Origin of the sequence: Sphingobium sp. YBL2 (assembly GCF_000943805.1) — a bacterium.
GTDB lineage: Bacteria > Pseudomonadota > Alphaproteobacteria > Sphingomonadales > Sphingomonadaceae > Sphingobium > Sphingobium fuliginis.
The window spans coordinates 3,116,953-3,129,482 of the sequence record NZ_CP010954.1 but is presented as its reverse complement, the minus strand read 5'-3'; the positions used below and the strand labels follow the sequence as shown (position 1 = coordinate 3,129,482).

Annotated in this window: 12 protein-coding genes; 6 read left to right on the top strand and 6 right to left on the bottom strand. The window is 65.1% G+C overall.

Annotated features, from left to right (window positions below; genetic code table 11):
* The first annotated feature begins 45 nt into the window (after window positions 1–45).
* Together TZ53_RS14425 and TZ53_RS14420 are read left to right on the top strand one after the other, a co-directional pair.
* Entirely contained in the window at window positions 46–534 is a 489-nt protein-coding gene (locus tag TZ53_RS14425; RefSeq protein ID WP_238320060.1) for a hypothetical protein, read from the top strand.
* Window positions 531–1,049, top strand: a complete 519-nt coding sequence (locus TZ53_RS14420; protein WP_052628215.1) for an RNA polymerase sigma factor — start codon at window positions 531–533, stop codon at window positions 1,047–1,049. The genes TZ53_RS14425 and TZ53_RS14420 overlap by 4 nt, the downstream gene beginning before the upstream one ends.
* Window positions 1,050–1,156: 107 nt before the next feature.
* On the opposite strand, the gene TZ53_RS14415 is transcribed toward TZ53_RS14420, so the two are convergent.
* Window positions 1,157–1,948, bottom strand: coding sequence for a sulfite exporter TauE/SafE family protein (locus TZ53_RS14415; RefSeq protein ID WP_044661728.1), 792 nt, complete (start codon window positions 1,946–1,948; stop codon window positions 1,157–1,159).
* Window positions 1,949–2,279: 331 nt separating this feature from the next.
* Here TZ53_RS14415 and TZ53_RS14410 point away from each other — a divergent pair, with 331 nt between their 5' ends.
* Window positions 2,280–2,954 (top strand): glutathione S-transferase family protein, encoded by a 675-nt coding sequence (locus TZ53_RS14410; RefSeq protein ID WP_025549127.1) that lies wholly within the window; start codon window positions 2,280–2,282, stop codon window positions 2,952–2,954.
* Between the two features lie 189 nt (window positions 2,955–3,143).
* Here TZ53_RS14410 and rsmA read toward each other — a convergent pair whose 3' ends face one another.
* The 4 genes from rsmA to TZ53_RS14390 form a co-directional block, all read right to left on the bottom strand.
* The gene (gene rsmA, locus TZ53_RS14405; protein WP_044661727.1) at window positions 3,144–4,001 is read right to left on the bottom strand and encodes a 16S rRNA (adenine(1518)-N(6)/adenine(1519)-N(6))-dimethyltransferase RsmA; all 858 of its coding nucleotides are present in this window, start codon (window positions 3,999–4,001) and stop codon (window positions 3,144–3,146) included.
* 5 nt (window positions 4,002–4,006) lie between these two features.
* Window positions 4,007–5,032, bottom strand: coding sequence for a 4-hydroxythreonine-4-phosphate dehydrogenase PdxA (pdxA, locus tag TZ53_RS14400; RefSeq protein ID WP_025549697.1), 1,026 nt, complete (start codon window positions 5,030–5,032; stop codon window positions 4,007–4,009).
* Window positions 5,010–6,395, bottom strand: a complete 1,386-nt coding sequence (locus TZ53_RS14395) for a peptidylprolyl isomerase (RefSeq protein WP_044661726.1) — start codon at window positions 6,393–6,395, stop codon at window positions 5,010–5,012. Before TZ53_RS14395 ends, pdxA begins: the two co-directional genes overlap by 23 nt.
* Before the next feature lie 86 nt (window positions 6,396–6,481).
* Complete coding sequence (locus tag TZ53_RS14390; protein ID WP_044661725.1) at window positions 6,482–8,746, bottom strand: LPS-assembly protein LptD; 2,265 nt, start codon at window positions 8,744–8,746, stop codon at window positions 6,482–6,484.
* A gap of 180 nt (window positions 8,747–8,926) precedes the next feature.
* Between TZ53_RS14390 and TZ53_RS14385 the strand changes: the two genes are divergently transcribed.
* The 3 genes from TZ53_RS14385 to ndk all read left to right on the top strand — a co-directional run bounded on the left by TZ53_RS14385 (window position 8,927) and on the right by ndk (window position 11,489).
* Window positions 8,927–10,372, top strand: coding sequence for a leucyl aminopeptidase (locus TZ53_RS14385; RefSeq protein WP_044661724.1), 1,446 nt, complete (start codon window positions 8,927–8,929; stop codon window positions 10,370–10,372).
* A gap of 151 nt (window positions 10,373–10,523) precedes the next feature.
* Window positions 10,524–10,973, top strand: a complete 450-nt coding sequence (locus TZ53_RS14380; RefSeq protein ID WP_025549699.1) for a DNA polymerase III subunit chi — start codon at window positions 10,524–10,526, stop codon at window positions 10,971–10,973.
* 93 nt (window positions 10,974–11,066) lie between these two features.
* The gene (gene ndk, locus TZ53_RS14375) at window positions 11,067–11,489 is read left to right on the top strand and encodes a nucleoside-diphosphate kinase (RefSeq protein WP_007684133.1); all 423 of its coding nucleotides are present in this window, start codon (window positions 11,067–11,069) and stop codon (window positions 11,487–11,489) included.
* 512 nt (window positions 11,490–12,001) lie between these two features.
* On the opposite strand, the gene TZ53_RS14370 is transcribed toward ndk, so the two are convergent.
* Window positions 12,002–12,520 carry a tetratricopeptide repeat protein gene (locus TZ53_RS14370; RefSeq protein ID WP_044663058.1) on the bottom strand — a complete coding sequence of 173 codons (519 nt, stop codon included), beginning with the start codon at window positions 12,518–12,520 and terminating at the stop codon, window positions 12,002–12,004.
* Between the last annotated feature and the right edge of the window lie 10 nt (window positions 12,521–12,530).

Sequence of the window (12,530 nt, the reverse complement as noted above, 5' to 3'; positions counted from 1 at the left end):
ACCATCCGCGCCCGAGTGCGCGGACCGCTAGTGTGCGAGCTGCAAATGACATCCCGTACCGACGTTTACGCGCGCGAAGTCGTGATGGCGCGCGTCAACCATCTGGTTTGGCGCAAACAGAACGAGATCGAGCGCATCGCGCGTATCATTCGCGCCTGTTTCGAACCCGAAAAGGTCCAGGCAGCCCAGCCGGGGACCATCAGGCGGATCATCCTGATCGGCCCCTATGCGCGCCGGTCATGGTATGAGGACCGGCACACGATCCAGTTCTCGGATTATGAATTCTGGATCGTCGTCAACCATCCAGCCTTCAAGGATGAGCGCTGCTGGCAGCGCGTGCGCGATGTCATCGACAGCGAGCTGGGCAACCGGTGTGCTGTCGATTTCGACATTTACTCCAGGGCCGACATCCGCATCGCCGGGATCGAGCGCGATACCTTCATCCTCGACCGCATCGAGGCGGGCATCACGCTCTACCGCGCCTCGCGCGACGCGCCGCTGAACGAACGCGAACGTCGGGAGGCAGGGCGATGACCGCCACCCCTTCCACGACTGCCTTCGAGGCACTCTATCAGGCAGAGTACGCACGGGTCCTGCGTTTCTTCCGAAAGCGGGTAGGGGGCGAAGATGCTCCCGACCTCGCGCAGGAGGTTTTCCTCAAGCTGCTCCGCGCGGACGTGGCCGGACAGATAGAGAACCCACAAGCCTATCTGGTCCGGTGCGCGCGCAATCTGCTCATTGATCGCGCACGTCGGAAAACGCCCGCGCATATCGGCACCTGTCCGATCGATGAGGGGCGGGATACACCGGCCCCTCCCCAACAAGCGTGGCGAATCGAGGAAAGGGACGTCCGGAAGGTCTATCGACGGACACTCCTGGCCATGCCGCGAAGGACCCGCCGCATCTTCCTGATGCATCGGTTGAAATGCATGACCTATGCCGAGATTTCCAAACAAGTCGGCATCGGCTATAATGGCGTTGAATATCATATGATGCGCGCGTTGGCGCGATGCCGCAGGACGCAGGCGGCCCAGCCATCATCCCGCTAGTTGATGGTATGTTTGGGGGCACGAACGGGGGCCTTAGAGGCTCCCGTTCCACATAAGTTATTGTTTTTAAACTTAGCAAATGCTGGAATTCGATTCCGGCTCGGCCGTCAGGCGATCAACCGCCATCCCACCACCACCAACACCGCCGCCAGCAAGGGCTGAAGGACGCGGTCCGACGTGCGCGTCGCCAGCAGAGACCCGATCACGATGCCCGGCAGCGATCCGGCCAGCAGGTTGACCAGCAGCACGGGGTTGACGTTGCCGATCCACAAATGGCCAAGCCCGGCCACCAGGGTCAGGGGCACGGCATGGACGATGTCGGTCGCCACCAGCCGCTGCATCCGCATGCGCAGCGGGTAGAGCGCCAGCAGCAGCGTCGCCCCGATCGCCCCTGCCCCGACCGAAGTCAGCGTCACCATCGCGCCCAGCAACGCCCCCGCCAGCACGGTCAATGCCGGCTGCCAGCGGGTAAAGCGGTCGGCCGTGCCGACCCGGCGGGCCAGCGCCCATTGATGGAACCGCCCGCGCAGCAAGGTCGCGACCGCCGTGCCGATCAGCACCACGCCCAGCGCGCCCGTGATCACGCCGGTCTTGATCTGCCCCAGATGCATCTGCGACAGGATCGCCAGGACGATCAGCGATGCGGGAATGCTGCCGATCATCAGGCGCTTTACCACATCATAGTCCGGGCCGCCCTCCGCGCCGCCCTGATGGTGGTGCACCGCGCCCCCGACCGCCTTGGTGATCGATGCGAACCACAGGTCGGTGCCGACCGCCGTGGTGGGCGCGACGCCGAACAGCAGGATCAGGATCGGCGCCATCAGCGATCCACCCCCCACGCCGGTCATGCCAACCATCAGGCCGACAAAAAGGCCCGCGATCGCGTGCAACCAATCCATATTCCGCCCCAAACTCATTACGTCGTGAAATCGACCGACGTGTAAGGCCGAAAAACCATGCCAGCCAGCCCCCTTTTGGATTGGAAATTTATCGTCGCCAAAACAAATGCTGTTGAATGCATGAATGGCGCGATCCCCTCGACTTTCCGCGCCCGCCTCGTCTAAAGACCATTGGACAATGCGCCTTCATGGTGCATGGCGTCGCCGGCCCTTTTCGCCTCCCGGCCACCCAGCGGCATCCTGATATGAGCGGGTGGGAGGGGCAGAGAACCGGCACCGCATCGAAATTGGCTCTTTCGCGCATTTCCAAACAGGCTCTAAAGACAGGGGCATGATGAAGCTGTTCATTGGCAACAAGGCCTATTCGAGCTGGTCGCTGCGCGGCTGGCTGGCGTGCAAGCTGTCCGGCCTTCCCTTCGAGGAAGTGGTCGTGCCGCTTTATGACGAGGCATGGGAGAAGCGGCGCGAAGGCGACGAATTCGCGCCCTCTTCCGGCAAGGTGCCCATATTGTGGGACGGCGATGACATCGTCGTGTGGGACAGCCTGGCGATCGTCGAATATCTGAACGAAAAGTCGGGCGGCGACAGGTTCTGGCCGGCCGATACCGCCGCGCGGGCCATGGCCCGTTCGATGGCGGCGGAAATGCATTCAAGCTTCGCCGCGTTGCGCCGCGAGCACAGCATGAACATCCGCCAGATCTATGCCCCCGTCCCGCCGTCCGAAGCGGTGACTCAGGACATAGCCCGCATCATGCAGCTCTGGGCGCAGGCCCGCGCCCGCCATGGCGGCGAGGGAGAATTTCTGTTCGGAGACTTCAGTGCGGTCGATGTGATGTTCGCGCCGGTCGTGACGCGCTTCATCACCTATCAACTGCCCGTGCCGCGCTTTGCGGAGGCTTATATGCGCGCGGTCATCAACCATCCCTGGATGCAGGAATGGATCGGCGGCGCCCAGGCGGAAGAATGGGTGATCGACAAGTTCGAAACACCGCCGCAATTGGGGTGAGGCCGGTTTTGGCCAATCCAAGACATTCCCCTCCCACAGGCGGGAGGGGTTAGGGGTGGGTGCGAGCGCAGCGAGCTTCCAGCTTAGCCGTTGAAAATTCACGCTGATGTCGTGCCAGCCCACCCCCTAGCCCCCTCCCGCCTGCGGGAGGGGGAATGGCAGGAATCCACCCAAGCCGGGCTTTTAGAGCTAAAGGCGTCCCAGAACGCGCGCTGTTTCCACGAATTCCTCGACGCTGACGGTTTCCGCGCGGCGTTGCGGGTCTATGCCGACCGCCTCCAGCGCTTCCAGGGCGCCGGGCAGGCCCTTGAGGCTCTGGCGCAGCATCTTGCGGCGCTGGCCGAAGGCGGCGGCGGTGAGGCGTTCGAGATGCTTCAACTGCACGCCTTCGGGGGCGGGTTTGGGCGTGATATGGACGACCGCCGACATGACCTTGGGCGGGGGCGTGAAGGCGCTGCGGTGGACCTTCATCGCGATGCGGGCGTCGCTGCGCCATTGGGACAGCACGGCGAGGCGGCCATAATGATCGCCATTGGGTTTCGCCACGATCCGCTCTGCAACCTCCATCTGGAACATGAGCGTCAGGCTCGACCACCAGGGGAGTGGAGACCAGTCGGTGGAAAGCCAGCCGATGAGGAGGGCGGTGCCGACATTATAGGGCAGGTTGGCGATGATATGCGCGCCTTCGCCTGCTTCGGCGCGGGCGTCGACCGCCATCGCGTCGCCGGAAATCACCCGGAACTGGCCCGGAAAGGCCTCCGACAGTTCGGAAAGCGCGGGCAGGCAGCGCCGGTCGCGCTCGACCGCCACCAGCCTTGCCCCGGCGCGCAGGATCGCGCGGGTCAGGCCGCCGGGACCGGGGCCGACCTCGAAGGCGGGCTGATCCTCAAGCGGGCCGGGGATGGCCGCGATCCGGTCCAGCAACTGTTCGTCCAGCAGGAAATTCTGGCCGAGCGCCTTGCTCGCCTGCAATCCGTGGGCGGCGATGACGTCGCGCAGCGGTGGGAGCTTGGGCGGCGGGAGCTTGGAGCGGGTATCGGCGGCCATGAGCCTCAGCAGCCGGGGGTCAGCCGGGCGCGTGTCGCTTCGGCGGCCATCCTGATCGCGGCCATCATCGCGCTGGGATTGGCGCTGTCCTTGCCCGCAATGCCGAAGGCGGTGCCATGGTCGGGCGAGGTGCGCACGATGGGAAGGCCAAGGGTGATGTTCACCCCCTCGTCGAAATTCAGCGTCTTGATGGGGATCAGCGCCTGATCGTGATACATGCAGAGCGCCGCGTCATAGGTTTCGCGGGCGCGGCTGTGGAACAGGGCGTCGGCGGCGAGCGGCCCCTGAATGTCGTAGCCTTCCGCCTGGAGCGACTCCACGGCGGGGCGGATGACGTCGATCTCCTCCCGCCCCAGCGCCCCGCCCTCGCCCGCATGCGGATTGAGGCCCGCGACGACCAGACGGGGACGGCCGATGCCGAAATTGCGCTGAAGCCCCTTTGCCGTGGTGATGGCGCGGGCGCGGATCAGGTCGACCGTGAGCACGGACGACACCTCTGCCAGGGGGATGTGGATGGTGATCGGCACGACCTTCAGCGACGGCCCCGCCAGCATCATCACGGCGTTGTGGGGCGCGACGCCGCAGCGTTCCGCGATGAATTCGGTCTGTCCCGGATGGGTGAAGCCGACGCCGTAGAGCTGTTCCTTGCCCACCGGGGCAGTGACGATCCCGGCCGCCGAACCGCTGCGGGCGAGGCCGACCGCGACCTCCAGCGCCTGAAAGGCCGTGCGCGCGCCATCCATGCTGGGCGTGCCGGGCGTGATCTCGCCCGCCTCCGCCACCTGCAGGCATGGCAGGGCCTTGTCGAAGACCTCCACCGCTTCCTCCGGCGTGCTGACCGGCTCGACCGGGCCGAGCCAGACGGCGCGCAGGGACGCGGCGTCGCCCACGGCGAAAAAGGGCGACAGGCCCCGCGCCTCTCGCATGACCCAGCTTTTGGCGACGATTTCCGGCCCGATTCCCGCCGGATCACCGAGCGACACGGCGAATGGCGGCATATCCGCCGGATCAGTTATAGTCGATAACGGCATCGCGGCGGAGATCGCGCAGATAGATGCGGGCGCGCTTGTTGACCCGTTCTTCCTCCAACTGCGCCATGATCTGTTCGGCATTGGGCGCGGCGGCGGAGGAGGCTTCGTCACGGCCGCAGACGACCAGCACGCGCACGCCGTCGTTGATCGAGCCGAAGGGCGGCGTCGCCTCACCGACCTGGAGGTTCAGGAGGATGTCCTGCAATTGCGGGGGCAGGTCGCGCAGCTTCACATTGTCGTTGTCGACCACGTCGGCGCCGATCTTGCCGCCCAGTTCATTGGCCTGGCCGCAGCCCTTGATCGTCTTGACCTGCGCGGCGAACGCGGCCGCCCTGGTGCTCGCCTGTTCCTTGGTCGTGCCGGCGGGGAAGCTGACGGAGAGCTGCTTGAGGCTGAGCAGCGCATCGCGCGGATCGGCGGTCAGCACCTTGCGCTTGTCCATGACATAGATGATCGAGACGCCGCCCGGCACGCCGATGGGGCCGGCGATCTGGCCGACCTGCATTTCGGCCGCCGCCTGCGCCAGTTCGTCGGGCAGCTGGACAGGGCGGACCCAGCCCAGATCGCCGCCGACCGCCGCCGTGGAGGCTTCGGAAAATTGCCGCGCATAGGCGGCGAAGCTGCCGCCCTGCTTGATCTGTTCGATGATGTTGCGGGCGTTCGCGACGATCTGCTGCTGGTTTTCCGGCGTGGCCGACAGGTAGATCTCGCCGATGCGGAACTCGTCGCTGCCCTTGGCCGCGTTCATGCGGTCGACCACCGACTTCACCTCGTCCTCCGACACGTTGACGAAGGGCTGGATGTTGCGGCGGAGCAGGCGGCTCCAGGCCAGCTCGCCCTCGATCTGGCGCCTGATGCTGGCGGCGGAGCTGCCCTGCTGGCGCAGATATTGGTCGAACTGGGCGGGGGACTGGCGGAAATTGGCCGCGACCCGCTCATAGCTCTGGTCGATCTCGGCCTTATCCACCTTGATGTCGTTGGCGGCGGCTTCCTGGATCTGGAGCGTCTCGTCGATCAGGTTGCGCAGCACCTGGACGCGCAGCCTTTCCTTTTCCTCGTCCGACACCTTGCCGCCATTGGCCGTGATGATGAGGGCCAGCCGCTGGTCGACGTCCGTGCCGGTGATGATCCGGCCGTTGACGATGGCCGTCGCCTTGCGGACATTGGGGTCGCTCTTGCCGAAGACGGTCACATCCCTGGGCAGGTTGAGCTGTTGCGTGGCGACATTGTCATCGTCGGCGACCGTCTGGGCCAGGCTTCCGCTGACGCCGGTAGCCAGCAGCGCCGAGGACAGAAGCACGGTCCGCAGGCCCCTGTAGGCCGTGCTGCCAATGCGGGAAAACGGGGAAACGACAGGCTGCATCGTCGACAAAACTCTCCAATCGGTTCGGCACGAGATGCGCCGATCCGCCTTAACCGACCCTGAGCAGGAAGCGGGAAGGCTGATCCTTATATGCCAATATTGCGAAAAGCCAGCCGAAGCTGGAAGCTGTTGCCCTTTCGTGCGTCGCCCAGCACCTGATAGTCGCGCCGCCAGGTGACGCCGAGCGTCAGGCAATCGTCCTCATAGGCTATCCCCAGACGATGGCGCACGGGTTCATAGCCGTCCGCGACGGACAGCGGATCTTCCTTCGTGTCGGTCAGGTCGATGACGGTCGAGCCGAAGACCGACCAGAAGCGCGCGAACTGGACGCGACCGCCCAGCCGCAGTTCCTCGCGGTCCTGCAAATCCTCCAGATTGAGGTTCGCATCGCGGTTGAGGCGCAGATAGCCGACCGTCGCATAGGTCTTGCGGCTGCCGATGGTGGCGTCGATCTCGTTGCGGCGGACCGACAGATTGTCCTTGTCCAGCCGGAAGCGGTGGGTGAAGCTGATGAAATCCTTGTAGCGGACGGTGGTGCGCCCGACGACGTCGGACAGGCGGTCCGACAGGCCGGTTCCTTCCGGCAGGATGCTCTCTCGCTTGTCGAGGCGGTAGCTTTGCCCCACCACGCTTTCCAGCGAGAAGTCCGGAAGCGACAGGCTATATTCCATGCCATAGGTGACGCGGGTCGAATCCTCGAACCGGTCATATCCGGAAAAGCGGTTGAGCGCGAAGAGGTTGCTGTCCTCCAGGTCGATGGCGCGCGCATCCTCATTGGGGACGGAGAGATTGGCGATCTTGGGCGCGGCGACGATCTGGACGCGGGGGGCGATGCGCTGCACGCCGCCGAACGCCTCGCCCATGAAGGGCCAGCGCATGTCGATGGCCGCCGCCGCGATGCCGCGCGCCTTCCAGCCCGGATCGCCGGCATAGCTGACGATGCTGTTCATCAGATTGTCGCTGCTGTGATAGACGTCGCCGCGCAAATAGGTGGTGAAGGTCAGTTCCTGACCCATCGGCGTCAGCTTGCGCAGGTTCCATTCGAAGGCGGCAAAGGCGCGCTGCGTGTCCTGGCCATGGGTGCGGGTGATGGCCAGGCTGTTCGCCTGGAACTGCGCCACGCCGCCCAGCAGCGGGTCCTTCATCCGCAGGCGATAGTCGATGACGGGCAGCGCAATCGGCATCTGCCCCTGCGAATCGCCGGTGCGCAGCGTCTGCACCGCCCAGCCGGCGATGGAGAAATAGCTGTTCTCCCCGATTCGCTGGGCGTTGAGCGTAGAACGCAGCCGGTCGTCCCGGCTGATGTCGTAGCGGCGCAGGAAGGTGCGGTCGGTCGCGGCGCGGATCGACCCGCCGATGCTCCATTCCGGCGTCAGTTGCAGCGCGCCGCTGGCGTCGAGATAGCCGCGGAAATCCCTTTCCGATCCCGCCGGGGCGGTGGAAGAGGCATTGCCGGTGGCGACGCGGCTGCCATAGGTCGCATAGCCGGTGATCTGGTAGGCGCCCCGGTCCCATAAGTGGCGGTAGTTGGTCTCCAGCATCGGCAGCGTGTCGGTATAGACATGCGGCGTGACGGTGAGGTCGCGATTGGGCGCCAGCTTCAGATAATAGGGCAGCGCGACCTCGAACCCGTTGGTGCGGTCGTAGCGAAGATTGGGCACCAGCAGGCCGCTGCCGCCATTGTCGCCCACCGGATGGGAGAAGCCGGGCAGCGGGATCAGCGGCAGGCCGAACAGTTCCACGCTGGCATTGGTATATTTGACGCGGGCCTTGACCGGGTCATAGACGACCCTGACCGCCTTGATCTGCCAGGTAGGCTCCTTGGGGCAGCCCTCATGATCCTCCACCACGCAGCCGGTATAGGCGGCCTTGCGCAGGGTATAGACCCCGTTCACCCGCTGGCCGCTGGCGGCGGCCAGCCGCCCGCCCGATTGCAGCACCAGCAGCATGTTCTGGACCATGCCGTCCTGCAGGGAATCGGTGACGTCGAACCGGTCGCCATAGGCGATATTGCCTTCCGGATCGGTGACGGAGACGTTGCCGTTCGCCTCCACCTTCCCCGTGGTGCGGTTCCAGACGACCTTGTCGGCGCGCAGCCGGTTGCCCTCCCGCAGCAACTGCACATTGCCGCTGGCGGTCACGACCTCGCTGTTGCTGTCATATTCCAGCGCATCGGCGGCGAAGCCGATCTGTTCGTCGCTTTCGGGCACGGGGGCGTCGGGCGCGCTGATCGTCGCCTGCGGTTCCTGGAGTTGCTGGGCCGTAGCATGCGGGACGGCGACCAGGCACGGAAAGGCAGCGCCGGCGGCCAGGAGAGGTTTCAAACGCAAGGGGAAAGGGCTGTTCTGCAAAAGGATGGGGCCTCTTTGACGGGGCGCTTTGTTTCCCGCCTATCGCACTGCTTTGTCTGCGCTGCAATCGTCTCCGCCAAGAGTTTTGCGGGAAAATCAGTCGAACGGCTTTGCCAGACAGGGTAAGCCGCACTATCTGGCCATAGAGATACAAGCCTTGCAGGAAATAAAGGACCCTAGATGGAAATCGCGTTCAGCCCCGTCCGTCCCGAAGCCGATACGCTGGCCTTCGCCGTGCCGAAGGGCGGTTTCGACGCCTTGCCCCTGAGCGCCGCGCCCGTGTTGGCGGCGGGCGCCGCCGCGGCGCGCTTCACGGGCGAAGCGGGGTCGAGCTTCGAGAGCTTCGTGGAGGAAGGCGGCAGGGTGCTGCGCGTGGTGCTGGTCGGCACCGGCGGGGGCAGCGATGCCGATTATGAGCGCGCGGGCAGCGCGCTGACGGCGCGCCTGTCGACCAGCGGCGCGACCCATGCGGCGGTCGAATTCTTCGGCGGCGCGAGCGGGGACAAGGCGGCGGCGCTGGCCTTCGGCGCGTCGCTGCGCGGCTGGCGGATCGACACCTATCGCACGCGGCAGGCGGAAAAGGCCAAGCCGACGCTCAAGCGGATCACGCTGGTTTCGAGCGACGCCGGGGCGGCCTGGGAAAGCCGGTCCGCGGTCGCGGCGGGCGTGGCCTTCACCCGCGAGCTGGTGTCGGAACCGGCGAACATCCTCTACCCCGAAAGCTTCGTCGAGCGCTGCAAGCCTCTGGAGGAGCTGGGCGTCAAGATCACCGTGCTGGACAAGACGGCGATGGCGGATCTGGGCATGGGCGCGCTGCTGGGCGTGGCGCAGGGTTCGGTGCGCGAGCCGCGCCTGCTGGCGATGGAATGGGACGGCACGGGTGGCGCGACCGAAAAGCCGCTGGTCTTCGTCGGCAAGGGCGTGACCTTCGACACGGGCGGCATTTCCTTGAAGCCCGGGCCGGGCATGGAAGACATGAAATGGGACATGGGCGGCGCCGGGGCCGTGGCGGGCGCTATCAAGGCGCTGGCAGGGCGCAAGGCGAAGGTGCGCGTCGTCGGCATTTGCGGGCTGGTCGAGAATATGCCGGACGGCAATGCGCAGCGGCCGGGCGACATCGTCACCTCCATGTCCGGGCAGACGATCGAGGTGCTGAACACCGATGCCGAAGGGCGTCTGGTGCTGTGCGACGTCATCACCTGGGCGCAGAAGACCTATGCGCCGGAGGTGATCATCGACCTTGCTACGCTGACCGGGGCGATGATCATCTCGCTCGGCAATGAATATGCGGGCATCTTCTCCAATGACGACGGGCTGGCCGACGATCTGATCGCGGCGGGCAAGGCGGCGGGCGACCAGTTGTGGCGCTTCCCGCTGGGCGACGCCTACAACAAGCTGATCGACAGCCCGATTGCCGACATGAAGAATATCGGGCCGCGCTATGGCGGGTCGATCACGGCGGCGCAGTTCATCAAGCGCTTCGTCGATGAGGGCGTGAAATGGGCGCATCTCGACATTGCGGGCATGGTCTGGGCCGACAAGCCCGGCGCGACATGGGACAAGGGCGCGACCGGCTATGGCGTGCGGCTGCTCGACCGCTATGTCGCGGACAAGTTCGAGAGCTGATCTTTCTTCCCGTTCGGTTTGATTTGGTCCGGACCGAGGGCAAGCATTGTCTGGCTAAAACCCCGCCCCGTTCGGGCTGAGCCTGTCGAAGCCGTTGGCCTCGCCGACCTTCGGTTCGACAAGCCCGGGGCGAACGGTTAGAGCGTGAAGAATGCAAGTCGATTTCTACCAGCTCAGCCGCGATCCGGTGGAACAGGTGCTGCCCGCCATAGCGGGCCGTATCCTGGGCATGGGCGAGCGGCTGCTGGTGGTGGCGCGCGAGCCTGAACGGCTGGAGCGAATCTCCGCCGGGCTGTGGGCGGGGCCGCCGGAAAGCTTCCTGGCGCATGGCCGGGCGGGCGAGGGCGGCGAATCGGTGCAGCCGGTGCTGCTGGCGCAGGATTGCCCAAGCGTCGATCTGACCGCCAATGGGGCACGGCATGTCGCATTGGCCGATGGCCTCTGGCGCGAAGAGGCGCTGGGTTTCGAGCGGGCCTTTTACTTCTTCGACGCGGAAACCGTCGAAGGCGCGCGGGCAAGCTGGCGCGATCTCGCCAAACGCGATGGCGTCACGCCACGATTCTGGCGGCAGGAAGGCCGCAAATGGGTGCAAGGTCCATAAGCATGGGCCAAAAATCAGCCCTCTTGCGATAGGCTGCGGCCCGGTCTAAAGGGCGCGCCAACTTATCCCAACAATTCGGAGCTTTTGAGCCTTATGGCCGTGACCCGCACCTTTTCGATCATCAAGCCCGACGCGACCCGTCGCAACCTGACGGGCGCCGTGACCAAGAAGCTGGAGGAAGCGGGCCTGCGCGTCGTCGCTTCCAAACGCATCCGCATGAGCCGCGAGCAGGCCGAGGGCTTCTACGCCGTGCACAAGGAACGCCCCTTCTTCGCCGATCTGGTCGCGTTCATGATCTCCGGCCCGGTGGTCGTGCAGGTCCTGGAAGGCGAGGACGCCGTGAAGCGCAACCGCGACATCATGGGCGCCACCAACCCCGCCAATGCCGATGAGGGCACCATCCGCAAGGAATATGCCGAATCGATCGAAGCCAATTCGGTCCATGGTTCCGACAGCGAGGAAAATGCCGCGATCGAGATCGCCTATTTCTTCAAGCCGGACGAAATCGTCGGCTGATCCGGCATAGTCGGATTGGAAACGGGCCGGGGGCGACAAGCCTGCCGGCCCTTTTCTTTTGGAATCTTGGGTGGGAACCGGATTTTAAGCCCCTCCCCTTCAGGTTCAAACGTGACCCGCTTGAAGGGTGGGGTGGGGGAGTGCCGTTACAGATCAACTTTCCCCTGCCCCACCCGTCAATCCCCTCTCCTCAAGAGTAGGGGAAAAGCCAACGTGCGCCACTGGCCATTTCCGGACCCCCTTCAAATGATCCAACCCGCCAAACCTGGAACCGGAATGACTTCACCAGGGACCACCCGTAACCCAATCGCCACAGGCCAACCAAAAAGCATCCTATTTTCGACCGAAACATGATTTCGGCCTGTCCTATGCCGCATCCACGGGTCTATCCCGCTTCCTTCCTTGAAACCTCCGGTAAACCACACGCACCCGCCCACGCGCGCGCAGGCACGCGCGCGCATATCGTGTGAACTTCGGTGTAAAAGATTTGAGAGCAGTCCCGCGGAAACGGGTCAGGGCGTCTCGGTTTCCGCCGCCTTGGGCGCGGGCACCTTGTCCTTCGCGCTCAGCACCGTCGCGGGCGGCCCCTTCTCTATCGCCGCCGCCAGTTGTCCGACCGCCGCGCAGTTCACCTTGCACAGCCCCTGCGCCTGGGCGAGATTTTCCTTCGCCTTGGCGATGGCGCCCTTCTCGACCATCGCCTCGCCCTGACCGACCAGGGCGGCGACGTCATTGGGCTCCAGCAACAGCGCCTCGCGATACAGCCGGATCGCCTTGCCCTGCAATCCCTGGGCCCGCGCGACTTCGGCCAGCTCGATATAGGCCATGCGGTTGCGGGGATCGACCGCCAGCGCGCTTTCCAACGCATCGGTGGCGCCCTGATAATTGCCCGCCTTGCGCGCTGCTTCGCCCGCCTTCTGCCACTCGATGGACAGCGGCGAAATCTGCGAATCCGGGCGCTGCGTCAGCCCGACGCTGGAAACGGTGGTCAACAGGACGGCCAGGGCGATCGAAGCGGGGGTAAAACGCATGCACAACTCC